At 74.1% G+C, this 26,608-nt stretch carries 19 protein-coding genes; 12 read left to right on the forward strand and 7 right to left on the reverse strand.

Annotated elements, in window-relative coordinates:
- The first annotated feature begins 7 nt into the window (after window positions 1-7).
- The 4 genes from E1262_RS17970 to E1262_RS17985 are packed head-to-tail and all read left to right on the forward strand — an operon-like array spanning window position 8 to window position 4,658.
- Complete coding sequence (locus tag E1262_RS17970; protein ID WP_132104570.1) at window positions 8-1,465, forward strand: NCS2 family permease; 1,458 nt, start codon at window positions 8-10, stop codon at window positions 1,463-1,465.
- A 36-nt stretch (window positions 1,466-1,501) separates the two neighbouring features.
- Window positions 1,502-2,107, forward strand: a complete 606-nt coding sequence (locus tag E1262_RS17975; RefSeq protein WP_132104515.1) for a dienelactone hydrolase family protein — start codon at window positions 1,502-1,504, stop codon at window positions 2,105-2,107.
- Between the two features lie 20 nt (window positions 2,108-2,127).
- On the forward strand, window positions 2,128-3,234 hold the full coding sequence (locus E1262_RS17980; RefSeq protein ID WP_132104516.1) for a hypothetical protein: 1,107 nt from the start codon (window positions 2,128-2,130) through the stop codon (window positions 3,232-3,234).
- The gene (locus E1262_RS17985) at window positions 3,231-4,658 is read left to right on the forward strand and encodes a hypothetical protein (RefSeq protein ID WP_132104517.1); all 1,428 of its coding nucleotides are present in this window, start codon (window positions 3,231-3,233) and stop codon (window positions 4,656-4,658) included. Before E1262_RS17980 ends, E1262_RS17985 begins: the two co-directional genes overlap by 4 nt.
- Window positions 4,659-4,671: 13 nt before the next feature.
- Here the strand turns inward: E1262_RS17985 and E1262_RS17990 are convergent, their stop codons facing one another.
- Together E1262_RS17990 and E1262_RS17995 are read right to left on the reverse strand one after the other, a co-directional pair.
- Window positions 4,672-7,632, reverse strand: a complete 2,961-nt coding sequence (locus E1262_RS17990) for a sacsin N-terminal ATP-binding-like domain-containing protein (protein ID WP_132104518.1) — start codon at window positions 7,630-7,632, stop codon at window positions 4,672-4,674.
- 71 nt (window positions 7,633-7,703) lie between these two features.
- A complete protein-coding gene (locus tag E1262_RS17995) occupies window positions 7,704-8,477 on the reverse strand; it encodes a DUF3027 domain-containing protein (protein WP_203453984.1) in 774 nt (257 codons plus the stop codon).
- A 224-nt stretch (window positions 8,478-8,701) separates the two neighbouring features.
- Between E1262_RS17995 and E1262_RS18000 the strand changes: the two genes are divergently transcribed.
- Complete coding sequence (locus tag E1262_RS18000; RefSeq protein ID WP_203453985.1) at window positions 8,702-10,240, forward strand: MFS transporter; 1,539 nt, start codon at window positions 8,702-8,704, stop codon at window positions 10,238-10,240.
- A gap of 18 nt (window positions 10,241-10,258) precedes the next feature.
- Here E1262_RS18000 and E1262_RS32145 read toward each other — a convergent pair whose 3' ends face one another.
- Window positions 10,259-10,642 carry a cold-shock protein gene (locus E1262_RS32145; protein ID WP_132104520.1) on the reverse strand — a complete coding sequence of 128 codons (384 nt, stop codon included), beginning with the start codon at window positions 10,640-10,642 and terminating at the stop codon, window positions 10,259-10,261.
- Window positions 10,643-10,790: 148 nt separating this feature from the next.
- On the opposite strand from E1262_RS32145, the gene E1262_RS18010 reads away from it, so the two are divergent.
- Together E1262_RS18010 and E1262_RS18015 are read left to right on the forward strand one after the other, a co-directional pair.
- On the forward strand, window positions 10,791-11,570 hold the full coding sequence (locus E1262_RS18010; protein WP_132104521.1) for a HipA family kinase: 780 nt from the start codon (window positions 10,791-10,793) through the stop codon (window positions 11,568-11,570).
- Window positions 11,567-11,941, forward strand: a complete 375-nt coding sequence (locus tag E1262_RS18015; RefSeq protein WP_132104522.1) for a DUF3037 domain-containing protein — start codon at window positions 11,567-11,569, stop codon at window positions 11,939-11,941. The genes E1262_RS18010 and E1262_RS18015 overlap by 4 nt, the downstream gene beginning before the upstream one ends.
- A 142-nt stretch (window positions 11,942-12,083) precedes the next feature.
- Here the strand turns inward: E1262_RS18015 and E1262_RS18020 are convergent, their stop codons facing one another.
- Together E1262_RS18020 and E1262_RS18025 are read right to left on the reverse strand one after the other, a co-directional pair.
- Window positions 12,084-12,698: an HAD family hydrolase gene (locus tag E1262_RS18020; RefSeq protein WP_162605969.1), complete on the reverse strand. Its 615-nt coding sequence runs from the start codon at window positions 12,696-12,698 to the stop codon at window positions 12,084-12,086.
- A gap of 78 nt (window positions 12,699-12,776) precedes the next feature.
- Window positions 12,777-15,419, reverse strand: a complete 2,643-nt coding sequence (locus E1262_RS18025) for a CHAT domain-containing protein (RefSeq protein WP_132104524.1) — start codon at window positions 15,417-15,419, stop codon at window positions 12,777-12,779.
- A gap of 53 nt (window positions 15,420-15,472) precedes the next feature.
- Here E1262_RS18025 and E1262_RS18030 point away from each other — a divergent pair, with 53 nt between their 5' ends.
- Window positions 15,473-16,696 (forward strand): S8/S53 family peptidase, encoded by a 1,224-nt coding sequence (locus E1262_RS18030; RefSeq protein ID WP_132104525.1) that lies wholly within the window; start codon window positions 15,473-15,475, stop codon window positions 16,694-16,696.
- A gap of 123 nt (window positions 16,697-16,819) precedes the next feature.
- Here the strand turns inward: E1262_RS18030 and E1262_RS18035 are convergent, their stop codons facing one another.
- Window positions 16,820-18,103 carry an MFS transporter gene (locus E1262_RS18035; RefSeq protein WP_162605970.1) on the reverse strand — a complete coding sequence of 428 codons (1,284 nt, stop codon included), beginning with the start codon at window positions 18,101-18,103 and terminating at the stop codon, window positions 16,820-16,822.
- Window positions 18,104-18,179: 76 nt separating this feature from the next.
- On the opposite strand from E1262_RS18035, the gene E1262_RS30410 reads away from it, so the two are divergent.
- Genes E1262_RS30410 through E1262_RS30415 form a run of 3 tightly spaced genes read left to right on the forward strand, consistent with a single transcriptional unit; the run spans window position 18,180 to window position 20,947 of the window.
- Window positions 18,180-18,320 (forward strand): hypothetical protein, encoded by a 141-nt coding sequence (locus E1262_RS30410; RefSeq protein WP_157574734.1) that lies wholly within the window; start codon window positions 18,180-18,182, stop codon window positions 18,318-18,320.
- A gap of 38 nt (window positions 18,321-18,358) precedes the next feature.
- Window positions 18,359-20,743: a helicase C-terminal domain-containing protein gene (locus E1262_RS18040; RefSeq protein ID WP_132104527.1), complete on the forward strand. Its 2,385-nt coding sequence runs from the start codon at window positions 18,359-18,361 to the stop codon at window positions 20,741-20,743.
- Window positions 20,744-20,791: 48 nt separating this feature from the next.
- Window positions 20,792-20,947 (forward strand): hypothetical protein, encoded by a 156-nt coding sequence (locus E1262_RS30415; RefSeq protein WP_162605971.1) that lies wholly within the window; start codon window positions 20,792-20,794, stop codon window positions 20,945-20,947.
- A gap of 144 nt (window positions 20,948-21,091) precedes the next feature.
- On the opposite strand, the gene E1262_RS18045 is transcribed toward E1262_RS30415, so the two are convergent.
- Complete coding sequence (locus E1262_RS18045; protein WP_132104528.1) at window positions 21,092-22,087, reverse strand: helix-turn-helix domain-containing protein; 996 nt, start codon at window positions 22,085-22,087, stop codon at window positions 21,092-21,094.
- Between the two features lie 158 nt (window positions 22,088-22,245).
- Here E1262_RS18045 and E1262_RS18050 point away from each other — a divergent pair, with 158 nt between their 5' ends.
- On the forward strand, window positions 22,246-26,601 hold the full coding sequence (locus E1262_RS18050; RefSeq protein ID WP_132104529.1) for a S8 family serine peptidase: 4,356 nt from the start codon (window positions 22,246-22,248) through the stop codon (window positions 26,599-26,601).
- Window positions 26,602-26,608 lie beyond the last annotated feature (7 nt).

Raw genomic sequence — 26,608 nt, forward strand, 5'->3', positions numbered from 1 at the left:
GGCCCCCATGACCGACACCGGCACCCCCACCGAGCCCACCTCGCTGCACCGCTATTTCAAGATCACCGAGCGCGGCTCGACCATCGGCCGCGAGGTGCGCGGCGGCCTGGTCACGTTCTTCACGATGGCCTACATCATCGTGCTGAATCCGCTGATCATCGGCACGGTCGCCGATGTCGACGGCAACTTCCTGGGTGGCGGCGAGACCCCGGACCTCGCCGCCGTCGCCGCGACGACGGCGCTGGTGGCGGGCGTGCTGACGATCGCCATGGGCGTGGTCGCCAACTTCCCGCTGGCACTGGCGACCGGCCTCGGCCTCAACGCGTTCGTCGCGTTCGGGCTGGCGTCGCAGATGACGTGGGCCGACGCGATGGGCCTGGTGGTGATGGAGGGCCTGGTCATCCTGGTCCTCGTGCTGACGGGGTTCCGGCAGGCCGTGTTCGGCGCGGTGCCGCGTCAGCTGAAGACCGCGATCAGCGTCGGCATCGGCCTGTTCATCACGCTGGTCGGCTTCGTCAACGCCGGGTTCGTGCGGTCGACGGGTAATCCGTCGCCGCCGATCGGCATGGGCGAGGGCGGCTCGCTGACGACGTGGCCGGTCGCGGTGTTCTGCGCCGGGCTGATCGCCGTCGTCGTGCTGTACGCGCTGAAGATCCGCGGCGCGATCCTGTGGACGATCATCGGCACCGCCGTGCTCGCGGTCGTCGTCGAGACGATCGCCGACCTGGGTCCGTCGGCGGAGAACCCCGGCGGCTGGAACCTCAACGCGCCGCAGCTGCCCGACCAGATCGTCGATCTGCCGGACTTCTCGCTGATCGGCGACTTCAGCCTGCTCGGCTCGTGGGAGTCCGTCGGCGTCGTGAGCGTGCTGCTGTTCGTGTTCACGCTGATGCTGGCCGACTTCTTCGACACGATGGGGACGATGGTCGCGGTCGGCGCCGAGGGCCACCTGCTCGACGAGAACGGCAACCCGCCGAAGACGACGCAGATCCTGCTGGTCGACTCCGTCGCCGCGGCGGCCGGCGGTGCCGCGTCGGTGTCGAGCAACACGTCGTACATCGAGTCCGCCTCAGGCGTCGGCGAGGGCGCACGCACCGGCCTGGCCAGCGTGGTGACGGGCATCTGCTTCCTGCTCGCGACGTTCCTGGCGCCGGTCGTGGCGATCGTGCCGAACGAGGCCGCCGCGCCGGCGCTGGTGCTGGTCGGATTCCTGATGATGGGCCAGGTCCGCGAGATCGCCTGGGACGACGTCGAGATCGCCATCCCGGCGTTCCTGACGCTGGCGCTGATGCCGTTCACGTACTCGATCAGCACTGGCATCGGCGCGGGATTCCTCTCGTACGTGATCATCAAGCTGGCCAAGGGCAAGGCCCGCGAGCTGCACCCGCTGCTGTGGATCATCGCCGCGCTGTTCGTGGTCTTCTTCGCGATCACGCCGATCGAGGACCTGCTCGGCGTGCGGTGACCCGACCTTGTCGGTGCCCTCCGATAGAACCGAGACATGACCGAGATCGTGCTGTTCCACTCCGTCCTCGGGCTCCGCCCCGGGGTGCTGCAGACCGCCGAGCAGTGGCGCGCGGCCGGTCATGTCGTCCACCTGCCCGACCTCTACGGCGGCGCGGTCTTCGACGGCTACGACGAGGCGTTCGAGTTCATGGAGAAGTACGGCGGCCAGGCCGAGCTGCTGCGGCGCACCGACGCCGCGGTCGACGGCGTCCGGCCCGACGTCGTCTATGCGGGGTTCTCCAACGGCGTCATCTCGGTCGTGCACCTGGTCACGTCGCGGCCGGGTGCCTGCGGCGCAGTGGCGTTCCACGGTTCGGTGCCGGTCCGGGCGGTCGGCGCCGACCTGTGGCCGTCCGCCGTGCCGGTCCAGGTGCACGAGGCCGAGCTCGACCCCTTCCGCGACGACGACGCCAACCGCGAGTTCGCCGAGACCGTCGCCTCGTCCGGCGCGTCGTACCACTACTTCTCCTATCCGGGCGTCGCCGCGCACCTGTTCGCCGATTCGTCGCTGACCGGCGAGTACGCCGCGGAAGCGGCCGGCCTCATGCACGGCCGTGCGCTGGAGTTCATCGCGGCATGTGAGGATCGGGGGGCGCGATGACCCGACGGTGAGGAGCAGGCATGCGGCTGACTCTCCCGGCGGCCGCACTGCTCGTGGTCGCCGCGACGGTGCTCGGTCCGGCGACGGCTGCGAGCACGACGTCCGCCGCGACGACGTCCGCGGCGCCCGCCGCGAGCGAGCCGGCGCCCGGCGGCTACCCCGGTGATGTAGCCATGGCGTGGGCGTCCGCGCCGGTGTACGTCGACGAGACGCAGGCCAGCATCGTGTCTGCCGACGACGCCGAGCGGCTGGCCGACCGCGTCGACGGGCACTCGCCCGCCGTGTACATCGCCGTCGTCCCGGCGACCGCGCTGTCCGACATGCCCGGCGGCGACGACGACGCCCGCGGCGCGGCGTTCCTCGACGCCGTCCACGAGGCGGGCGGTCCCGACGGCGTATACGTCGTCGTCTTCGGCGGGACGGCCACGTACGGCGCGGCCTACGACGTCGACGCGCCGGTGCAGGAGGCGCTCGAGACGGCGATCGAGCGGCACACCCGCTCGCAGCAGGTGGCCATCCTCGACGACACGCTCACCGAGCTGGGAGTGTCCGGCGCGCCCGAGGAGTTTGGCGGCGCCGGCTGGGTGTGGCCGCTGGTCATCGCGGTGGTGGTGCTGGCCCTCGCGGCCGGCGGACTGTTCTGGTGGCACCGGCGACGCACGCGCGACGGCGGCGAGGGGCCGGCGCTCTACCGGCCGTCCTTCGACGTGCTGGACGACGAGGCCGACTCGCTGGCTGAGCGGCGGGAGCTGGCCCGCGAGGACGTCACCCGCTTCGGCGAGGAGCTCGATGCCGCCGACGCCGGCGTCACCGACCCCACAGTTGCCGCAGATGTGCAGGCCGCCATGGACGCCTACGCCGAGGCCGGCGCGGCCGTCGACGGCACGCCTGACGACCACGTGCTGCGGGCGGTCCGGGCGACCGTCGAGTACGGTCGGTGGCGCCTGGCGTGTGCGCAGGCGCGGCTGGCCGGCCGTCCACTGCCCGCGCGACGGGCCGACTGCTTCTTCGACCAGCGCCATGGAGTGTCCGTGACCGACTGGCAGTACACGCCGCCCGGCGGCCGCGCCCGCGAGGTCCCGGTCTGCGCCGCCTGCCGCGACCGGCTGGCCGGAGCCGCCCGATGAGGCCGGCCGCACGCGTCGCGGCCACGCTCGCACTGACCACCGCCGCCGCCCTCTCGGCCGCGGTGACTCCGGCTGCCGCCGACGAGGCCGACGTCGACCGCTACCTCGACGAGGTCGCCGTCGAGCTGGCCGAGCCCGGCGTCTGGGTCGACCCCGATGCCGCCGACGCCATAGGCCGGGACGACGCCGCTGACCTCGACGAGGCCGCCGCGGCCGCGCCGGTCGACATGCGCATCGCCGTCGTCCCGGCGTGGAGGCTCGACCCCGAAGGGCAGGACCGCCTCGTCGGCCGGGTCCTGCTCTACGAGGGCGAGGAGCTCGCGTCGCAGCTGTACGACCGCGTGGGCGTCGACGGCGTGTACCTGGTCATGTCGGTGGCCGACTCGTCGTACGACGGCCGCGGCGTCTGGGCGGTGCAGCACAGCGAGGACGGCCCCACCTACTACGTCGAGGACGCCATCGACCAGGCCATCGACTGCTGCGCGCCGGACTACGGGCCGATGATCGACCGGTTCATCGAGCGCGCCTCGGAGGTCGACCATCCGCTCTACGTCGACGTCGCGCCATGGGCCGGCGGCGCCGCCGCGGTCGCCGGCCTCTGGTGGGGCGGGACGGCGCTCGGCGCCCGGCGCCGCCGCCGCGCCGAGGAGCAGCGCCACCTCGACGTCGTCCGGCCGATGCTGACCGAGGAGGTCATCGAGCTGTCCGACCGCGTGTCCGACCTGCCGACGACCTCCGACATCGCCCAGGCGACGCTGACCAAGGAGATCCTCGACACCGTCGAGAAGGCCCGGCACCGGCTCGACAAGGCCGCCACCGACGACGACGTCCAGGCGGTGACCTCGCTGCTCGGCACCGCGCGGTACCAGATCGCCTGCCTCGAGGCGCTGCAGCAGGGCCGGCCGGTTCCGGAGCCGACGCCGCCGTGCTTCTTCGACCCGCGGCACGGCCCGAGCACCCAGGCCCGGCAGTGGACGCCGGCCGACGGCGCGGAGCGCGAGGTGCCGGTCTGCGACCAGTGCGCCGCGCGTCTCGACGCCGGCGAGGCGCCCCAGGCCCGGCAGACCGGCCGTGGCAGCTACTGGGAGGGCGGCGAGGACCTCGTCGCCTACATCGAGGGCTACTGGAACGGCACGACCGGCGCCTGGCGCTTCCCGCACGACGACCATTCGCGCGCCCGCGGCTCGCTGTGGAGCCGGTGGGAGTCGCGACGGCCGCGCGCCCGGCTGTCCAGCTTCGGCCGGTCGCTGAGCAAGGCCGCCAGCTCGGCACGGACGTCGTCGGGCGACGGCTCGGACTCCGGCGGCTGGGGCGGCGGTGGATTCGGCGGCGGGTCCGGCAGCGGCCGCAGCCGGGGGCGCAGCTTCGGCGGCGGCTCCAGCCGGCGGTCCTCCCGGCGCTCCGGCGGCGGCCGGCGCTTCTGACGGCTCCGACAGGTCAGTCGAAGGCGTCCTCGGCGAGCAGGCCGGGCAACGTGTCCGGGTCGGCCAGCGCCTCGGCGAGCAGCCAGCGCTTCGCCCACTGACCGGTCGTCCAGGCCAGCCCGCGGGCCAGGCCGTCGGTGGTCGCGGCGTGGACGTCGTCGCCGTCGGGCCACCAGGCGACGGAGACGCCGCCGACCCGCAGGTCGTCGTGTTCGACGTAGGTCGGTGGCGCCGCGCCGAGCACCGAGGCGACGGCGTCAGGCACCGGCTGCCGCCGCCCGGTGCCGGTCACCGCGGCGTCGTGCACGTCTGACGCGAGGTCGACGTCCAGGAGGTCGGCCAGGGCGACCGGCCCGGGGACGAGTCCGGGCAGGCCGAGCTGCAGCCAGTGCGGTCCGTCGCACACCACCACCGACGACGCTCGGACCACGCGGCTGCCGACGCCGTCCGGGACCCGGATCCGGTCCGGCGGCCGCACGCCGGCCGGGTCGTGCGCGGCCAGCGCCGCGTACACCTGCGCGAGCGTCGCGGCCGGCAGGCTCAGGTCGTCATCGGCCAATCTGGTGAGGACGGCGTCCGGGTCGAGGTCGCCCGGCGAACGCGCCAGCCCGACGGCGGCCGCGAACGCGTCGTCGACCGGGACGTCGGCGACCGGCAGCACCGCCCGCACCACCGCGTCGGCGTCGGGCAGCGCGAGCCCGGTCAGCGGCCGGCCGCCGATCCGGGCGTGCCGCCGCAGCCACCAGGCGGTGTACGACGGCACGTCGCGCTGGCCGCCGCCGGCAAGGGTCAGCCGCACCGGCGACACGACGGCGGCCCGCGCGTCGGCGTCGGCGGCCAGCCATTCCAGCACGTGCGGCCAGGCGTCGTCGCGGACCAGGTCGAGATCGGCGACGGCGGTGAACTCGCCGGTGAGGGGTGGCACCGGCTGGCCCGGCAGGCCCGCCAGCACGTCGTCGACCCACCGGTCCTCGTCGTCGAGGTCGTGCCAAGTGTCCGGCTCCAACGTCACGTCGGTGTCGCGGACGACGGCGAACCCGTCGCGTACGCCGGCCGCCCGCAGGACGGCCGGGTCGAAGCGGCCCACCAGGTCCGGCGCGACGGTGAACTCGGCCGGGTCCGCGTCCAGGACCGCCAGCAGCGGCGATCCCGGCAGCAACAGCTCACGTGCCGGGACCGCGGCGCCCGTGGCGTCGGTCAGCGGCAGGCCGGCCAGCCACGGCTCGTCGGCGACGTCGAGGCCGGACTCGGCGAGCAGCCCGAGCACCGCCTCGGCGACCGGCGCGGGATCGTCGTCGCTCTCGGCGAGGTCGGCGACGGCGCCCTGGACCAGCGGGTCGCGCAGCACCGAGGCGGCGGTCGCGTCGACGGCGCCGAGCCGGTAGAGCAGCGGGTGGACGGCCTCCGGCGCGACGACGCGCAGGTCGAACGGCGCCAGCAGCTCCGGGCGCACCTCGCCGGGCACCAGCAGCCCACGCGGCCCGCGGACCAGCCGCCCGTCGGCCAGCGGCACCGGCAAGGCACCCAGCGACTCCTGGTCCGACCCGTCCAGCGCGTCGTACAACGCCCGCCACGCCGCCGGCGTCTGCCGGTCCCCGGCCAGCTCGTCGACCACATCGGCCAGCGGCGTCACCGATGCGCCGAGCCCGGCCAGCACGTCCGGGCGCCACCAGTCGGTCGCGGGCAGCCCCGGGACCACCCCGCGAAGCGCCGCCGGGTCGCCGGTCCGGCTCAAGCCGTCGACCAGGGTCACCTCCTCCGGACGCAGCCGCTCGCCGTCGGCGCCAGGCACGAACGGCGTGGCCGCCAGCGCCGTCCGGACCGCCCGGTGCAGCACGGCGTCGATCGCCTCGACCCCCAGCGGCCCCGGCACCAGCCTCAGCACACCCGCGCCCGGCACGGGCGGGACGAACGACGCGACCAGTCGCGCGTACACCTCGCCGACCTGCGCCGCCAGATGATCGAGCAGCGCACCCGGCACGACCCGGCGGCGCGAGGAGTCCAGCGGCAGCCCGGCGATCACCAGCGCCGGCAGGTCGGTGCGGTCGTCGGTGGGTGTGGGCGCGTGCACGACGGCCGGCAGCGACGGCGGTAGCGCGGCCGGCGCCCGTACCCCGGCCTCGTCGGACACCGGCACCGCGACCGTCACCGACCAGCCCGGCCGGGACCGCTCCTCGAACGGCCGGTCCGCCATCAGTTCGTCGGGCGCGACGCCGGTGCGGGTCGCCAGCCGCCAGGTCCGTGTGCCGATCCGGCGCTCCACCAGCCCGTCCGCCAGCTGTGTCGGCGCGCCCGCGTCGAGCCGGCGGATCTCACCGTCGATGTCGACGACCAGCTCGCCCAGCCATGGCAGCGCCAGCAGCAGCGCGTCGTCGATCTCGGTGAGCAGCCGGCGGACCAGCCGGACGGCGGCGTCGTCGCGCAGCGGCAGCTCGACCGCGGTGTCGTACCCGTCCGGCACCGCACCGGCGGCCGGGAACGGCAGCCGCAGCACGGGCACCGCCTCGCCGCGCCGGGCCAGCTCGGCGGCCAGCCCCGGCACCGACGCCGCGGCCGCGCCCGCCTCGGCCCGCGACCACCGCACGCCGCCGCCGGACGCCGTCAGCACCTGCGGCTCGTCGGTGACCGCCAGCACGGCGGCGAAGCCGACCCCGAACCGGCCGACGGTGTCGTCGTCGCGCTTGGTGGACGCGCGCAGCGTCGACAGCCCTTCGACCCCGGCCGCGTCGAGCGGCGCGCCGGTGTTGGTGGCCAGCAGCGTCGAGCCGTCGAGCCGCAGCAGCAGCCGCACCGGCAGACCGATCCTGGCGCCGGCGTCGGCGGCGTTCTGGGCCAGCTCGACGACCACGCGGTCGCGGTAGGCCCCGCGGGCCAGCTCGTCCTCGGCGTTGGCGTCCTCGCGGAATCGGGCGGGCGACGCGGACCAGGCCGCCAGGACGCGCTCGCGCAGCGCCGCGGTGTCGAAGACGTCCACGGGCTGTTTTCCCTTTCCCTTGTGGGACTCTCCACCGCCTGGGACCTCGCGGTCGGCTTGGGGGCGGTTCCCTACGGCGCGTCGAGCTCCAGCGGCACCAGCTCGTAGCTGAGGGTGTCGACGACCGGCTCCGCGGCGTCGTCGGACGGCGGCGGCAGCCGCACGTCGGAGTGCCCGCCGCAGCCGTGCGCGTGCGAGACGACCTTCCCGTCGAACGGGGTGCGCTCGTTGGTGCACACGCCGAAGGCGTGGCCGAGAGTGCCGGCCAGCAGCACCGAGAACCCGCAGCTGCCGCACCGGCCGGGCGCCCCCTTCGCGATGTCGGTGTGCGGGCCGGTGTCGCCCTCGTACCAGCGCAGCGCGGTGTCGTCGCGGCCCTCGCGCGACAGCACCCACTCGCGACCGAGGCCGAGCTCCCGGACCACCTCGAGGACGTCCTGGTCGTCGGCCGACAGGTAGCCGGGCTCGATGCGGTAGTCGTCCTCGGCGACGGGCAGCAGGTCGCCGGGGCCGAGGTCCTCGGGCTTGACACGGTCTTCCCACGGCACCCAGGCCGGTGCCAGGACGGCGTCGGCGCCGGGCAGCAGCACGCACTCGCTGACGGTGACCACCTTGGACCGCGACGCCCGGGTGACGGTGACCGCCCACCGCCAGCCGACGTACCCGGCCAGCCGGCAGGCGAAGTAGTGGGTGACGACCCGCTCACCCTCGGCGTCGTGGCCGAGGTGGTCGCCGACGGCGTCCTCGCTGCCGACGTCGACGGCCGCCGCTCGCGCTTCCTCGACGGCCTTGACGAGGACGGAGTCGGCCTTGGCGGGGCGGGTACGAGACGATGTGGCGGTCACGAGGATCGATTGTCGCAAACTCGCGCCATGATCGACACATCCAGTCTCCTTCATGAATCGGGTTATGCAACGACCGCGAACTCTCTCCAGTCGACATCCGCCCTGGACCGAGGACTCAGGGGGACCTCCGGCCCCCCATCGCCCGTCGGTTTTGCATAACCCTCATCGGGCCAGATGCGGGGACATCCTCGGGGCCGGCCGGGTCGATGCGGTTGGATGGGGGTGTGGCTGAGACGGATCCGCTGGCCGGCCCGCCCGGGGAAGGCGGGGGTCGCGGTGCGCGCGGCGACGGCGGGGCGTACGAGTCGCCGTTCGCCGGTCGGGAGCTGCCCGGCGACGGCCGTCCCGCCGGCGACGACGCCACCCGTTCGATGCCGCCTCCGCCGACCGCCGGCGCGCGGATGCGCCGGGCCGCCGGGGCAACCGGCCGGGCCGCCAGATCCGCCGCCTCCGGGACGTCGCGCGCGGCGAGGGTCAGCGCCAACCGCCTGCACCGCGCCGCCGAGGCGCAGGGCGCCGGGAAGACCGGCCTGTCCCGGCTGATCGAACTCAACGCCGCCAGCGCTTTCGCCGACGCGCTGGTGACGGTGGCGCTGGCCGGCACGCTGTTCTTCTCCGTCTCCACGACGGAGGCGCGCGGCAACGTCGCGCTGTACCTGCTGCTCACCATGGCGCCGTTCGCGGTCGTCGCGCCGGTGCTCGGCCCGTTCCTCGACCGCTTCAGCCATGGCCGCCGGTGGGCCATCGGGTTCACGGCGGCCGGCCGCGGGTTCCTCGCCTGGGTGGCGGCCGACGCCGTCATCGACGGCGGGGTGTGGCTCTACCCGGCGGCGCTGGGCGTGCTGGTCGGGCAGAAGGCATACGCCGTCGCGCGGGCCGCCGCGGTGCCCCGGCTGCTGCCGGAGGGCTGGACGCTGGTGGCGGCGAACTCCCGGCTGCAGCTGGCGGCCACGTTCGGCACACTGGTCGGCGCGCCGGTGGGCATCGGGCTGGCCCAGATCGGCGACGACTGGCCACTGCGGGCGGCCTTCTTCGCCTACGTCGGCACGACGGTGCTGGCGATCCTCCTGCCGAAGCGGGTCGACCTGTCGGCCGGCGAGGAGCCGGCGTCGCTCACCGAGGGCGGCGGCGACGACGCGTCCGCGCCCGGCAAGCCGCGCAAGTTCCGGGTCGGCGCGACGGTGGTCCGCGCGCTGCGGGCCAACGCGGCGCTGCGCTGGCTGTCCGGATTCATGACGATGTTCATGGCGTTCGTGCTGCGCGAAGAGCCGGTCGCCGGGCTCGACGACCTCGTCCTGCTGGGCATCGTCGCGGCCGCCGCGTGGCTGGGCAGCACCGCCGGCTCGTCCGTCGGCGCCCTCGTGCAGGCGCGCAGTCCCGACCGCACCGTCATGGTGCTGGTCGGGTTCGGCGCGGCGAGCACGCTGGTGACGGCCGTCTTCTGGAACCTGCTGACGGTGATCCTGATCGGGCTCGCGGCCGGGTTCGCCCAGCAGCTGGGCCGGCTGTCGCTCGACGCGATCGTGCAGCGCGACGTGCCGGAGAAGAACCGGTCCAACGCGTTCGCCCGCTCGGAGACGCTGCTGCAGCTGGGCTGGGTGGTCGGCGGAGGCGTGGGCATCCTGCTGCCGCTGATCCCGTGGCTGGGCATGACGGTGGCGACCGTCGTCATGGCCGGCGGGCTGGTGTTCGCACTGCGGGTCCGCCCGCCGGCGCGCACGCCGTCGCCGTCGAGCCCACCGCCGGAGCGGCCCGAGGAGTGAGCCCCGCAGGGCCCAGGGTCAGAGCTCGAGGTCGTCGGCCACGCCGCGCAGCACGGTGGCGACCTTGCGCGCCGTGCGCTGGTCGGGGTGCCGGCCGCGCCGGTAGGTGTTCGACAGGCCGTCGAGCAGCTTGATGAGGTCCTCGACGATGGTCACCATGTCGTCGGGCTTCTTGCGCGTCGCCGCCGACACCGACGGCAGCGGGTCGAGGACGCGCACCGAGAGCGCCTGCTCGCCGCGGCGCCCCTCGGCCACGCCGAACTCCACCCGCTGGCCCGGCTTGAGGGCGGTCACGCCCGCGGGGAGCGCGGACGAGTGCACGAACACGTCGCCGCCTTCGTCCTTCGAGAGGAAGCCGAAGCCCTTCTCGGTGTCGAAAAACTTGACCTTGCCCGTTGGCACGGCTGACCTCTTCGTGTCGGGGGGACCGGACAATCCTCCCGCAGGTGCGGGAGACGCCTCCAGCCTAAGGCCGACGACGGCCTGTGGGCCTCTCCGGGGGCGATCAATCCGATGACGTACCGTCGTCGCCCATGGTGAGGTTTCCGCGATGACCTTGCGTACCGGGTTCCCGGTGGTGCGTGCGGTCCGCTACGTCGAGCCACTGCGCGAGGGCGGTTCGCTGCCCGGTCTGGTCGAGGGCGACGACCTCGGCACGTACGTCGTGAAGTTCCGCGGCGCCGGGCAGGGCCCGAAGACGCTGGTCGCGGAGATCGTGGTCGGCGAGCTGGCTCGGCGGCTCGGCATCCGGGTGCCCGATCTCGTGCTCGTCGACCTCGACGAGGCGATCGCGCGGCGCGAGCCCGACCCGGAGATCCAGGCGCTCCTGCTCGCCAGCGTCGGCGTGAATCTCGGCATGGACTTCCTGCCGCGGTCGCTCGGGTACGACGGACACGGCCGGCGGGCCGACGCCGACGAGGCGGCGAAGGTGCTGTGGCTGGACGCCCTGACCGTCAACGTCGACCGCAGCTGGCGCAACCCGAACCTGCTGACCTGGCACGGGCAGCTGTGGGCCATCGACCACGGCGCCGCACTACTGTTCCAGCACACCTGGCCGGGCGTGGAGGCGTTCGCCGCGCGGCGGTACCCGATCGACGATCACGTGCTGGCGTTCGCCGCGGACCGGCTGCCGTCGGTCGACGCCGAACTGACCCCGCGGGTGACACCGTCGGTGCTGGCGGAGATCCTGGCGCTGGTCCCGGACGACTGGCTGCCCGAGGTCCCGAAGCTGGACGGCGCCGAGCCCGACGCCGTCCGCGCCGTCTACGCCGACCACCTGGCCGCCCGAGCCGCGGCGTCGTCGACCTGGCTGCCGGGCGGTGCCGCATGATCCCGTTCGAGTACGCCGTCCTTCGGGTGGTGCCGCGCATCGAGCGGGCCGAGTTCGTCAACGCCGGCGTCATCGTCTACAGCCAGAAGGCGGGCTACCTTGCCGCCGCGACCCACGTCGACGCTGACCGGCTGCGCGCATTGGACCCCGAGGCCGACGTCGACGCGATCACGGCGGCGGTCGAGGCGTACGCACGCACCTGCAGCGACCCGGAGGCGGCCGGGCCGGTCGGCGCGACGGCGATCGGCGAGCGCTTCCGCTGGCTGGCGGCGCCGCGCAGCACCATCGTGCAGCCGGGGCCGGTGCACGCCGGGCTCACCGACGACCCCGCGGCCGAGCTGGACCGGCTGCTGCGCCGGCTCGTGCTGTGACCGTCGCCGTGCCCGCCTCGCCCTCCCCGCGATCCGCGTTGATCTTGGAGTAATGGCGGGATCAATCGGGCGAATCGGACCGCAACTCCCCGATTACTCCAAGATCGACGGTGCGGGCAGGACAGGCGCCGGGCGGTCAGGCTCAGGTCGGGGTGCCGACGTAGTCGTCGAGCCAGTACGGGAAGTCGAGCAGGTCGGAGAAGACGACGTCGGCGCCGGCCTCGCGCAGCGCGACAGCGTCGTGCCCGCCGGTCGTGACCCCGATGGCGTAGGCGCCGGCGGTCCGGGCGCCGATCATGTCGCCGGGATGGTCGCCCACGTAGACGTCCGCGCCCCGTTCCTGCAGCGCCGCGCCCTTGGACTCCGCGTACCGCTCGCCGACGACATCGTCGACCGGCAGGCCGACGTGCGCGAGCACCGCCCGGACCGCGGACTCGATCTTGGCGCTGACGACGAGCACCGTGCCGTGGTGCGCGTGGATGGCGTCGACGGCCTCGACGGCCCCGGGCAGCGGCTTGGTGCCCGGGATGCCCATCGTCGGGTAGAGCGCGCGGTAGATCTCGCGCGCCTCGTCGACGCGGTCCGTGGGGACGAACGCGCGCAGAGTGGTGTCGAGCGGCAGGCCGATCATCGGCAGCAGCTGCTGCGGGTCGATGACGACGCCGACCTGCCGGAACGCCTCGGTCATGGAGACGGTGATGCCTTCCGCGGAATCGACGAGGGTGAGATCGAGGTCGAATCCGATGGTGAGGGGCACGGTGATCACCATACGCGGCATTCGCCCATTACCGTGTGACATAGATCACTCGGTGTGCCGCGCGGCTGAGGGGCCGTATCAGGCGCCGCCGAGGGCCAGGAACGACCACGCGGTCGCGCGGTCGCGCGCCCCGGCCGCCGCCCGGCGGGCCGCCAGCAGCGCCGCGCCCAGGTCGTCGCCCTCGCGCAGCCGCTCGTGCACGATGAGGCTGAGGTCGACGCTCGCGGCGTCGCTGACCGGGACGACGGTGGCCAGCAGCCCGGCGGTGCCCAGCGCCGACAGCGACGTCGTCAACCCGAGCAGCTCGTCGGCGCCGGTGGGCGAGCCGACACCCGACTCGCACGCCGTCAGCAACAGGCGGTACGGCGGCGACTGCAACCGCTCGATGTCGAACACCGTCAGCGGGCCGTCGGCCAGTTCCAGCGACGAGAACATCGGGTTGTCGCCCCGGTACCGGCCGTGCGCGCCGACGTGCGCCAGCCAGGACCCGTCCAGCGCGTCCAACGCTGCGTCGGCAGTGGCGTCGCCGCCGGTCAGCACGGTCGCGTCGGTGTAGACGCCGGCCAGCACGCCGACCTCGGCACCCGACGACGCGAGGTCGGCACCCGCGATCAGCGCGACCCGCCGGTCGGCCGGCGGCGTGCTGGTGCGGGCGCGCAACCACGCGGTCGCCGACGGCGCCACCGTCACGTCCCGGTCGCGCAGCGCCGGCAGCGCACCCCACGGGACCGACTGCATCGTCGACGGCGGCACGAGCACCACCGGACCGTCACCGAGCTCGCGGACCGCCGGGCCGAGCATCGTCTCCTGCAGCCGGGCCAGGCCGGGCTCGGCGGCCGCGAGCAGCACCCCGGCGACGGCGTCGGCCGCCACGGCCGCGCCGCGCAGCGCGAACTTGGCGTACTCGACCTCGTCGAGCGCGGCGCCGGACTCGCCCGCGACCACGTGCTTCAGCCGGCCCTCGCGCGCGACGACGGCGTGGAACCGGCCGCCGCGCAGGCCGACGATGCTCACCAGCGTGCGGCCGCCGAGCGTGTCGAGCAGCTCGCGGACGTCGAGGCTGCGACGGCTCGTCGGTCCGGGGACGGCGGCGTGGCCGGCCGGGGCAGCCGCGTCGGTCCGCGCGTCCCGGCCGTGGACGTGCCGGCGGATCCGCTCCTCGATGCGCCGCCGCTCGGCCTCGTCGGCGTGGGTGCCGATGAGGCTGCCGACGGCGCGCAACCGGCCGAGCTCGGCGGTCAGCTCGGCGTCGTGGCGGGCCTCCGGCCAGGGCAGCGAGTGCAAGGTGCCGCGCCAGCGCTCGGTCCAGCGCAGCAGCTCGCGCGCCGACCCGTCGACGGCGACGCGGCGGGTGGCCAGCGCGGCGAGGTCGCTGCCGTGCACTGTCGCCCGCGCCCGCAGCTCCGTCGCGCCGAGCGACAGCGCGTGCGTGTCGAGGACGTCCAGCCCGCGGCCGCAGGCGCGCAGCATCGCCCGCCGGTCGCCGGCGGATTCGGCCAGCAGCGCCTGCGCGTACCAGCCGGTGGCCCGGCGCAGCGCCGACCCGCGGCCCCGGCGACCGGCCGCGGCCGTCCGCAGTGCGTCCTCGGCCAGCTCCGGCAGCCCCGTCGCCAGCGCCAGCCGGCCGGCCAGCACCAGCGCGTCGAGCCGCTCGGAGGCGTACCGGTCGGTCAGCTCAGCGGCCAGCGCGGCGGCCGCCCGGGCGTGCCGCTTCGTGACGGCGCCCGCGGCGGCCTGCGCGCGGAGCAGCACCACCCGCGCATGCCGCTCGGCGTCGTCGTGTCCCTGCCGGCGGCTGGACCGCGCGGCCCGGCGGGCGAGATCGGCGGCCCGGACGGCGTTGCCCGCCGCGAGGTGCACGATGGCCGCCGCGATGAACCCGTCGGACCGCCGCAGCGCCGAGTCCCGAGCCCCCTCGAGCACCGCCACCAGCTCGTCCGCCGTGGTGGCGGCATCCTCGGTGAGGCCCGCTGCCAACTGGACGACGGCAAGGTCGCGCAACACCTCCGGCGGGACGACGCCCAGCTCCTCATATCGGCGGCGCGCGTCGTAGAGCAGGCGGAGGGCTCGCGGCAGGTCCCCCATCCGATGCGCGCAATCGCCCCGGTTCTGCACGACGATGGTCGCCAGGTAGTCGTGGCCAGCGCGCTCAGCCAGCTCTTGCGATCGCCCGTACTCCGCGTCGGCGTCGGCGAACCGGCCGAGGCCCAACAGCGCCGAGGCCAGGTTCGTTCGCGCTGTTGCCTCCCAGCGCGTGTCACCGAGCCGCTCGAGGATGGCGGCCGCCTCGTGGCTGTTCTGCCGTGCGCCGTCGAGATCTTGGAAGAAGAAGCACACCGCCGCCCGTCGCACGAGAATCCGGGCCCGCTCTGCCGGCTCCGCCCCCTCAAGAGCGCTGTCGAACGCGTCGAACGCCGAGCGCCGCCGACCGGCCAGCGCGAGCACCGTGCCGAGGCTGGCCTCGAGGTCGGTGACCCGGGCGGTGAGCCCGTGCTCGTTGCCGACGCGGATGCCACGGCGCACGGTCCGTAGGGCGCGGCGGACTTCGCCGCGCTCCCGCTGGACGATGCCCAGCGCCTGCAGCGCGTAGGTCTGGTCCAGCGGTGTCGCCGCACCGGACAGCACGGCGCGGGCGGCCCGATCGGCCTCGTCGGGACTCGACATCGCCAACGCCGGCAACTGATCCGCAGCTACCACCGTCAACGTGCTTCCCGAGGTCACGCCCTGATGCTAGACATGTAGTCGTTTGCCCGAATCACGTCTGGGGGAATCCGATGCAACCGGATCGCGAACGGCTACACCAGGAGTTCGAGCGGTTACGCCAGAACAGCGCTCGACGCACCAAAGAACGGGGGTTCGAACTCGCCGCCCGCTGGAACCGCGACGAGACGGCGATCGAGTACTTGTACCGGCAGGGCCAGCTGATCTGCGACGAGCGCGACCTCGGCACCGTCCTCGAGGCGTTCGACCAGCTGCGGCTGGACCGGCCGGAGGTATCGGAGGGCCCGGTCGGGCTGGCCGTCCTGCACCTCCCGGACACCGACGCCGACGAGGTCGCCGCGAAGCTGGCCGATGTCTTGGGCGACGAGCGCATCGTCGCACCCAACCACGTCCTGGACGCGCAGGTGCATATGGCCATGTGCCCGGCCACCGAGCCGGTGCCGTCCTTCGGCCCGATCCCGGTGCTCGGCGAGCCCGTCGGCCCTGGCCGACCTAGGGTGGCCGTCGTCGACACGGGGTACTTCCCGGAGGCCGGGATCGACTCCGGTTTCAGCCGGTTCTCGGCGGTGAAGAAGTACGAGGTCGACGACGACGTCTACGTGCCAGGCACCGATGAGATTCGGCCGTACGGGGGCCACGGCACGGCGACTACCGCCCGGCTCCTCGCCGTGTCCGGCGCCGAGTCGATCGAGGTCGAGGTGCGCGACTGCCTGCTCGGCGGCGCGGTCGACGAGCTGGCCATCGTCGAGGACCTGGAGAAGGTGGTCCGCGCGGGCGTGAACGTCGTCAGCGTGCAGGCCGGGCTCTACGCTCGGCACGGCACGACGCCCAAGTCGTTCGACATGTTCTACCGCCGGGTGCTGAGCAAGTACCCGGAGACCGTCATCGTCGCGGCGGCCGGCAACCACGGCACCGACGTCCCGTTCTGGCCGGCGGCATACAGCTGGGTGACGGCGGTCGGCGCGCTGACCCGCGGCGGTGACTACCGAGCGCCGTGGAGCAACTTCGGCTACTGGGTCGACGCCTACACGCCGGGCGAGAGCACCGTCATCCCCTACCCGAACGGCCGGTACGACTACATCGACGACACCTCGGCCCGGTTCAGCAACGGGCACGCGCTGTGGTCGGGCACGTCGTTTGCCGCCCCGGTGGTGGCCGGCCTGATCGCCCGCCGGATGATCGAGCGCGAGGTGTCTGCGCCGGTCGCGCGGCACATCGTCCTGCAGGAGGCGGCCATCGGCGCACTGCCGCACGCCGGCCCCCGCCTGATCGTCTGACGTCCACCGGGTCGAATGAGGTGTCCCCGACCCGCGTTGATCATGGAGAAATCGGGGTTCCGGAGCTGTTGGAACCCCGATTTCTCCATGATCATCAACGCTTGGTGGTGTCGCGCACCTCGATCAGGCGACCGAGTCGGCCGGCGGACCCTCCACGTCACCGGCCGTCTCTCGCCGCCGCTCCGCGCGATACGCGGGCCGGTAGAGCGGTGTGGCCGCCGCGACGATCAGACCGCCCACCAGCATCGCCACCGCCAGCGAGGCGGACTCGCCCACCGTCGTCAGCGCGACCAGGCCGATGGCGGCCGCCGGCTGGAACGCCATCGAGCTCAGTGACACGACCGTGGCCCGATGCTCCTCGGTGATCTCGCGGTGCACCAGAGTCATGTGCATCGGGCTGGACGCACCCTGGACGAAGTAGCAGGCGAGGAACGCCACCAGCACGCCGGCGGCACCCAGCGAGAGTCCCATCGCTGCGACGAACAGGCCTTGCGCCAGGCGAGTCGCGGCCGCGGTTCCGGCGATGCCGATGCGCTGTGCGAGCCTCGGCGCCAGCGCCGCACCGCCGGCCGACACGAACCAGGCGGCCGCCGCGGCCGGGCCCATGATCGCGCCGGCCCGCTCCGCGTCGTCGATCACCTCGGCCAGCCGGACCGGCGTGAGCGACTCGTACGCCGTCGCACCGAACCCCCAGCACAGCTCGATGAGGATCAGGCATTGGAGGATCCTCGAACCGCGCACCAGCCGGAGGCTGCCGGCGATGACACCTGGGACCTCGCGCACCGCCCTCACTGTGGCCTGCCAGCCGGACCGCTGCCGTGCCTCGACGAGCAAACTCATCGTGGCCAGCACCGAGACCGCGCGCAGCACCGCGGCCAGCAGCACCGGAACCGCCAGCGCGTCGACCGACGGCAGCGGGTCGAGCGCCACGAGCCCACCGGCGAGCAGCGCGCTCCCGCCGATCGCGATGCCGGCGACCGTCCCGCCCCGAGCCAGGCCCTCGGAGATGTCGGCGTCCGGGTCGTGCGCTTGGACGGTGTCGACGTACCACGCCTCGAGCGGCCCACTGTCCAGCGCCTTGTAGAGGCCCTGGACCGCGAACGCGACGGCGAACAGGGCGAGCGAGTCGGCCACGAGGATGAGGGCGATGCCGGCGAGGCTGATCACGCCCGACGCGACGAGCACGGGCCGGCGGCCGAGCGCGTCGGAGATCCCGCCCGTTGGCAGCTCGAGCACGAACACGACCAGCCCCTGCACGGCAGCCGCCATGCCGAGCTCGGACAACGTCAGCCCACGGTCCAGCGGGAGCAGCGTCAGGACCGGCAGCAGCAGAGCCGACGGCACCCACCGCAGGGCCAGCAGGATCAGGTATCGCGTCCGCGCCTGCCGCGGATCGAGCTGGGTCATGGCCATGCATCTTGGCGCACCCGAACGATGGGATGGGGCTTGGATCCACTTCCGAGTGGCCGGTAATGTCCCGCATGTGACTGTCGAACGACGCAAGCCCCTCGAGGTTCCCGTAGATCCCGACATCACCGCGGAGCTCAAGGCGGCCGACATCGAAGCCCGGGTCGAGGCCGCCGAGCGCAGTGCGGAGCTCCTGGAGCGTCTGCGCAAGCTCTGATTCGCAGCAGGCCAGATGCACGCCGTACCGTAGAGCGGATGACCGGGAACGACTCGGCTCCGCGCAGTCTTGCCGACGACCTGCGCGCCTGCGCCGACGACGAGCTGGCGGCGCTGCTGCGTGCCCGGCCCGACCTTCTGGTCCCGGTGCCCGCCGACGTCTCGCAGCTGGCCTCGCGGGCGACCACCCGGGCGTCGGCCGTCCGGGCGCTCGACCGGATGGACCGCTTCACGCTCCAGGTCGTCGACGCGCTGTTGATCTTATCGGCACCCATGAGCCCCGCCGACGTGCGGGGCTCCCTCGGTGCTCCGGCCGCCGCCGTCGACGACGCGCTGGCGACGCTGCGGACGCAGGCGCTGCTGTGGGGTACCGACGACGACCTGCGGCTGCCGCGCATCGTGCACGAGATCGTCGGTCCGCATCCGGCCGGTCTCGGCCCGCCTGCCCGGCAGGCGCTGCTCGCGCTGTCGCCGTCGCGGCTTGCCTCGATCATGGACGGCCTCGGGCTCACCCCCGCCGGTGATCACGCCGGGAACGTCGACACCGTCGCGGGAGCGCTCACCGACCCCGCCGCGCTGGGGGCGCTGCTGGACGGCCTCACCGACGACGCCCGCTCGGCGCTGGCGGCGCTGACCCCGGGACCGCCGACCGGCCGCATCGACGACGCCCTGCGCGAGGTGCACCGCGCGACCGCGCGAACGCCGATCGACCAGCTGCTGGCGGTGGGGCTGCTGGTGCCCGTCGACTCGACGACGGTGGTGCTGCCGCGCGAGGTCGCGCTGCGCCTGCGTGGCGGCCGTGTGCACACCGACCTCCAGCTGGCGCCGCCGACCCCGTCGGTCACCGAGCGCTCCCCTGACATCGTCGACCGCACCGCCGGCGCCGGAGCGTTCGACCTCACCCGCAAGATCGAGCTGCTGCTCGACACCTGGGCGGCCGAGCCGCCGCCGGTCCTGCGCACCGGCGGGCTGGGCGTGCGCGACCTGCGCCGGCTGCCGGAGCTGCTCGACACAGACGAGGCCGGCGCCGCACTGATCGCCGAGGTCGCCTACGCCGCCGGGCTGGTGGCCGTCGGCGACAACGCCGACGAGGTGTGGCTGCCGACGCCGGAGTTCGACGCGTGGCGGCGCGAGGACCCGTCCCGCCGCTGGGCCGTCCTCGTGCAGGCATGGCTCACCACCAGCCGGGTCGCCGGCGTCGCGGGGACGCGTGACGAGAAGGACCGCCCGATCCCGCCGCTCGGCCGCGACCTCGAGCGTCCGGCCGCGCCCGAGGTCCGCCGGCTGGTGCTGGAGGAGCTGTCCAGGCTGCCGGCCGGCTGGGCGCCCGACCTCGTCGGCGTGCTGGCCGCGTTGCGGTGGCGCCGGCCCCGCCGCGCCGGCCGATTCCGCGACGACCTCGCCCGCTGGACGCTGCGCGAGGCTGAGCAGCTCGGACTCACCGGCATGGGCGCGCTCGCGTCGTTCGCCCGGCCGTTACTCGAGGGCCGCAGCGGCGACCGGGTCGTGGCGGCGGCGGCCGACGCGGTGCGGACCAGCCTGCCGCAGCCGCTGGACCACGTGCTGCTGCAGGCCGACCTGACGGCGATCGCACCGGGTCCGCTGCGGGCCGACCTCGAGCGCGAGCTGAGCCTGCTGTCCGACGTCGAGAGCCGCGGCGGCGCGTCGGTGCACCGGTTCACCGCCGGCTCACTGCGGCGGGCGCTCGACGCCGGCCGCACCGCCTCCGACGTCCACGCCTTCCTGGCCACCATCTCGCGCACGCCGGTGCCGCAGCCGCTGACGTACCTCGTCGACGACGTCGCGCGCACGCACGGACAGCTGCGGGTCGGCGCCGCGTCGGCGTTCGTCCGCTGCGACGACGAAGCCGTCCTGGCCGCGATCATGGCCGACCCGCGCTCGGCCAGCCTGAGCCTGCGGCGGCTGGCGCCCACCGTCCTGGCGTCGTCGATCGCGGCGAACACGCTGGTCGAGCGGTTGCGGCAGCTCGGGTTCAGTCCGGTGCCGGAGGCCGCGGACGGGTCCATCGTCATCGGCCGCGCGGAGCCGCGCCGGGCGACGCGGTTCGCGCCGCGGTCCGCTCTAGCCGAGCTGTCGGCGCCGGAGGAGACGCTGCTCGGTGCCGCCGTCCGGGCGCTGCGGGCCGGCGACCGGTCGCGGGCGGAGCGGCCGGCGGACGGCGCGCGCGGCCGCCTGGGCCGGACGACCGCCGCCACGACGCTGGCCGACCTGCGCGAAGCGCTCGAGACCGGCGCGACGGTCTGGATCGGCTACGTCGACCAACACGGCGCCACGACGGAACGCCTGGTCGACCCCGCCCGCATCGAGGGCGGCTGGCTGTCGGCGTTCGATCACCGCAGCGGCGAGGTCCGCTCCTTCGCGGTCCACCGCATCAGCGGCGTCGCCCCCGTCGACGCGGCTTGACCCCGCCTCGCGCACGTCATCCTCGACCTGGGCGGCGAGGTCGACGTCGTGCTGCCGGCGGCCGACTACCGCGACGCGATCGTGAAGGACACCAACCGCGCTGAGTTCGACGAGCTCGTCGCGCGGGCGGACACCGTCACCACGATGCCGTTCAGCACCTCGAGCGGGCCAGGCCTACCTCGCCGCCCGCCCACCTCCAGTTGATCTTGGAGAAATCGGGGAATCAATCGGGCATTTCGCCCACCAACTTCCCGGTTACTCCACGATCAACTTCTCGGTGAGGCGGCGGCCGGGCGGGCGGAGCCACGACAGGGTCACCGGGAGAGATCACACGCACCGGCGCCGGCGTCAGATCCAGCCGCGGTGCGCTGCCTCTACCACGAGTCCGACGCGTGTCGTGGTGCCGAGGCGCTCCTGCAGCTCGGTGATCCGCCGCTGCACGGTGCGGCGCCCGACGCCCAGCTGGCGGCCGATCGCGTCGTCCTTGATGCCGGACGCGACCAGGCCGATCAGCAGGTGCTCGTCGGGGCCGAGGATGTCGTCGACGCCGTCGGGCCGGGCCAGGTTCACCGTGGCCGCCGAGTTCCAGAGCGTCTCGAACAGCGCGCACAGCGCGTCCAGCAGCGACGACGCGTGCACCAAAAGCGCGCCGGTACTCTCGCGCACGCGCAGCGGCATCATGGCGACCTCCCGGTCGGCGATGGCGAGCTTCATCGGCAGCTCGGCCATGCAGCGGGCCTCCTCGCCGGCCGCCAGTAGCTCGCTCAGCGCGCGGAGCTTCGCCGGCTCCTCCAGCGCCTGCCGGTCGTAGAGGCCGCGGTACCGGACGCCCCGCGCGAGCATGCGCAGCTCGATGTCGATGTTGCCCTCGATGGATCCGACGTAGGGCGGCTTGTCGAAGACCATGACTTCCGAGCGCGCCGACAGCTGCAGCTGCTCGAACCGCTGCACGATGGCGGCCGGCTCGGTGACCAGCTGCAACGCGTCGGCCGCGGACGAGACCAGCATGCTCTCGCGGAAGCGGTGCTGCAGGGAATGCACCTCGGCGCGCACCTCCTGCAGCTCCTGCTGGCGATGCATGAGCAGCGGCTCGAACGCCACCTCCGGCGGGACCGCGGTGAACCGGGGCGGCCGGGTGGTGGTGCGGCCGGCCAGCCCGGACGCCTCCAGCGCCCGCACGGCGGTGCGCACCTCGCGCTGGTCCCAGCCGAGCCGCCGGGCGAGGTCGGCGCCGGTGGCCGGACCGAGGTCGAGCAGGGCTCGGTAGACCGACTCCTCGGCCTCGCTCAGGCCGATGGCCGACAGCCGTGGGCGCCTCGCGGCGCCGTCGTTCTGCAGTGTCATAAGTGTGACGTGACTCTAATGCGTCACACGTGAGGTGGTGCCCCGCGGCCGGCACAGCCGCTACGTTCACCCGCAAACGTCGGCATTGCCCCCTCTTGTGCCCTCACGCCAGCACCCCGGCGCACGGTGCACGAGGCTCGTGACCGAGGAGACCCCGCGTGAGGCACGACTCCCCCCGTCGCCGCTGGTTCGCGACCGCCCTGGCACTGCTGTCCCTGACGGCGCTGACCGCCGCCCCCGCGGCCTCCGCTCCGGCGGGATCTCCGGCGGCGCCGCCCGAGGCCGGCGCCGCGGGAAAGGTCGACACCACCCTGTCCCGGCAGCTCGACGACGGCGGCACCGCCGACTTCCTGATCGGCTTCGAGCAGCGCGCCGACCTCGTCGCCGCGGCCGCCGTCGACGACTGGGCCGACCGCGGCGCCGCCGTCGTCGAGGCGCTCCAGGACACAGCGGAGCGCAGCCAGCGCGCCGTCCGCCGGCAGCTGGATGCGGCCGGCGTCGAGTACCGCGCCTTCCACGCGTCCAACGCGATCTACGTCTTCGACGGGACGGCGGAGCTCGCCGCGCGCCTGGCCGGCCGGGCGGAGGTCGCCGCGATCGAGCCGGCCCGCACCTACGACCTGCCGGAGCCGCGGCACGACGCCACGACGCTGAGCGCGGCCGCCGTCGAGTGGGGCGTGGCGGACATCCGCGCCGACGACGTGTGGACCGACTTCGGCACGAAGGGCGAGAACATCGTCGTCGCCAGTATCGACACCGGCGTCGAGTTCGAGCACCCGGCGCTGGTCGGGCAGTATCGGGGGAACAACGGCGACGGCACGTTCGACCACGACTACAACTGGTACGACCCCGCGAAGGTCTGCGCGGGCAGCACACCGCAGCCCTGCGACAACAACGGCCACGGCACCCACGTCACCGGCACCATGACAGGCACCGGCGAGGGCGCGCAGATCGGTGTCGCGCCGGGCGCCCGCTGGATCGCGGCGAAGGGCTGCGAGAGCGACAGCTGCACTGACTTCTCGCTGCTGGCCGCCGGCGAGTGGATGATCGCGCCGACCGACCTCGACGGCGACAACCCGCGGCCGGACCTGCGCCCGCACGTCGTCAACAACTCGTGGGGCGGCGGTACGACGGCGCGCTGGTACGACGACCTGGTCGAGGCGTGGGCCGCCGCCGGCATCTTCCCGGCGTTCGCCAACGGCAACTCCGGCCCGGCGTGCGGGTCCGCGGAGAACCCGGGCAACGGCGCGGCCACCTACAGCACCGGCATGTACGACGTGAACCACGTCATCGACCCGCAGTCCAGCCGCGGCCCGGGCTACCAGGGCGAGACGAAGCCGGACATCGCCGCGCCGGGCGTGGGCATCCGCTCGTCGCTGCCCGGCGGCACGTACGCCAGCTGGAGCGGCACGTCGATGGCGACGCCGCACGTCTCCGGGGCGGTGGCGCTGCTGTGGTCGTCGTCGCCGGTGGTGCTGGGCGACATCGAGGCGACCCGCGCGCTGCTGGACGAGAAGGCGATCGACACCGACGACACCAGCTGCGGCGGCACGCCGGAGAACAACAACGTGTACGGCGAGGGCCGGCTGGACATCCACGCGGCGGTCGCGGCGGCGCCGCGGGGCGACACCGGTGTGCTGCGCGGCACGGTCACCGACGCCGGCGGCGCGGCGCTGGGCGGCGCCACGATCGCCCTCACCGGCCCGGCGAACCGGCGGCTCAGCACCGCACCGGACGGCACCTGGTCGGTGCGGCTGCCGGTCGGCGGGTACGAGGTCCGCGCCGAGCTGTTCGGCTACGCCGACGCCGGCGGCACCGCCACCGTCCGGACCGGCGAGACGACGACCCTGGACCTCACGCTGACCGCGCGGCCGACCGCTACGCTCACGGGCACCGTGACCGAGGGCTCGGACCACGGCTGGCCGCTCTACGCCACGATCACCGTCGACGGCGTCCCGGCCGGCACCTACTACACGAACCCGGCCGACGGAAGCTACGCCATCGAGCTGCCCGCCGGGGACGGCTACGACGTCACCGTCGAGGGCGTCTACCCGGGCCTGACGCCGTCGACCGCCACCATCGACCTCACCGGCGACATCGGCCATGACGTCGCGCTGGTCGCCGACGGCTACGCCTGCACCGCCCCGGGCTACGAGGAGCGCGACCGTGTCGCGGCCTACACCGAGACGTTCGATCCGGACACCGCACCGCCCGGCTGGTCCGTCGTCGACCACGTGGGCAACGGCCAGGTCTGGCGGTTCCCGCACGACGACTACAACCGCACCGGCGGCGAGGGCAACTTCGCCTCCGTCTTCAGTCCGCTCTACGGGCGGGACGGGCGGCAGGACACCGACCTGGTGTCGCCCGTCGTCGACCTGACCGGCGTGGACGTCCCGGCGCTGTGGTTCAAGACCGACTACTCCTCCGACGCACGGATCGGCGTCGACCTGTCCGTCGACGGCGGCGCCACCTGGCAGACCGTCTGGGAGCACAGCGGCCTGGACGGGATCTACGGCGAGGAGCTGCAGCTGCCGATCCCCGCGGCGGCCGGTCAGCCGGACGTTCGCGTGCGGTTCACGTTCGCCTCGGCGTTCAACGGCTGGTGGCAGGTCGACGACGTCGTGCTCGGTCAGCGCAACTGCGCCACCGTCGCCGGTGGGCTGCTCACCGGGCACGTGCTCGATGCCAACACCCGCACGCCGATCGTCGGGTCCACCGTGACCGGCGCGGCGGACCCCGCGCTCGCCGTCACCACCGTCGCCACCCCGGACGACCCCGGCCTCGGCGACGGCTTCTTCTGGACGTTCGTCCCGAATCCCGGTGAGCAGGCGTTCATCGGCAGCCGGACCCGCTACACCGACACGACGGTCACGGTCGACGTCGCGGCCGACGCCACCACGCCGGTCGAGTTCGCACTGCCGGCCGGGCGGCTGGACATCCGCGAGGAGCGGGTCGACGGCGCCGTCCCGCTCGGCGGCACCGGCAGCGCGACGGTCACCGTCGCCAACGACGGCACCGCGCCGGCCACGCTGGACCTCACCGAGCGGCCCGGCGTCAGCACACCCGCGGCCACCGGAACCGGCGCGCCGGTGCAGCGGGTGCCCGGGACGTTCACCGCCGGCCCTGACGTGAGCGGCGGCGCCGCCGGCACCGCAGCGGCCGGCGAGCCGATCGCACCGTGGGCACTGCTGGCCGACTACCCGTTCGGCGTCATGGACAGCGCCGTCGACGTGCTGGACGGCCGGGTGTACTCGATCGGCGGCACCAACGGCTCCGGCGCGACCAACGCGGCGTACGCGCACGACGGCGACGGCGAGTGGGAGCCGATCGCACCGCTGCCACGGGCCCGGCAACGGCCGCTCGGCGGCTTCCTGCTCGGGCGCTTCTACGCGGCCGGCGGCTGGAGCAACACCGGCGCCACCCGCGTGGACGTCGACGTGTACAACCCGCGCACCAACACCTGGTCGCCCGGCCCGGCGATGCCGAAGCCGGTGACCAGCGCCGGCTCGGCCGTCCTCGACGACATGCTCTACGTCATCGGCGGCTGCCCCGGCGACTGCGGCAGCACCGACGTGCTCCGGCTCAACGCCGCCGCCGGGCGGTGGGAGCAGGTGGCCGACTATCCCGAGGAGACCGCGCTGGTGTCCTGCGGCGCGATCGACCACAAGCTCTACTGCGCCGGCGGCGCACGCGGTGAAGGGCTGAACGAGCTCACGTCCACCTACGTCTACGACCCGGCGACGGACACCTGGACGGAGCTGGCCGAGATGCCACTGGGCCTGTGGGGCTCGGCCTACGCGGCCGCAGACGGCAAGCTCATCGTGTCCGGCGGCGTCACCGACGACGCCGAGGTCATCACGAACGAGGGGTTCGCCTACGACCCTGCCACCGACACGTGGTCGCCGCTCCCGAACGCCCCCGTGCCGGTCTACCGGGCCGGCAGCGCCTGCGGCTTCCACACCGTCGGCGGCAGCACCGGTCCCGGGCTCACCAGCGCGACCGCCCTGTTGCCCGGGTACGCCAACTGCGGCTCCGGCGACGCTGTCGGCTGGCTGGCCGCCGACCCGCCGTCGCTCACGCTGGCTCCGGGCGAGTCCGCCGAGGTGACGCTGACCTTCGACGCCAGCGCGCTGGAGCAGCCGGGCACGGTCTCGGCGGCGCTGGTGCTGCGCGACGACACCCCTTACGACGCCGCCGCGATCCCCGTCCACCTGACGGTGTCGGCGCCGTCGACCTGGGGACGGCTGATGGGAACCGTGCGCGGCCAGGCCTGCGACGGGACCACCGCACCGCTGCCCGGCGCCGTCGTGCAACTGGACGCCGCCACCGGATCGCGCACCCTGGTCACCGGCACGGACGGCCGGTACGCGACCTGGTTCGACCGCACCGCCAACCCGGTCGCCGCGGTCGTCGTGAAGGGCGGCTGGCAACCACAGACCGCCGAGCTGCGGGTCCGGGCCGGCCGCGACACCGTCCGCGACTTCACCCTCCGCCAGACCGGATGCGGCCGATGACCGCCCG

It is taken from the genome of Jiangella aurantiaca (genome assembly GCF_004349105.1).
GTDB lineage: Bacteria > Actinomycetota > Actinomycetes > Jiangellales > Jiangellaceae > Jiangella > Jiangella aurantiaca.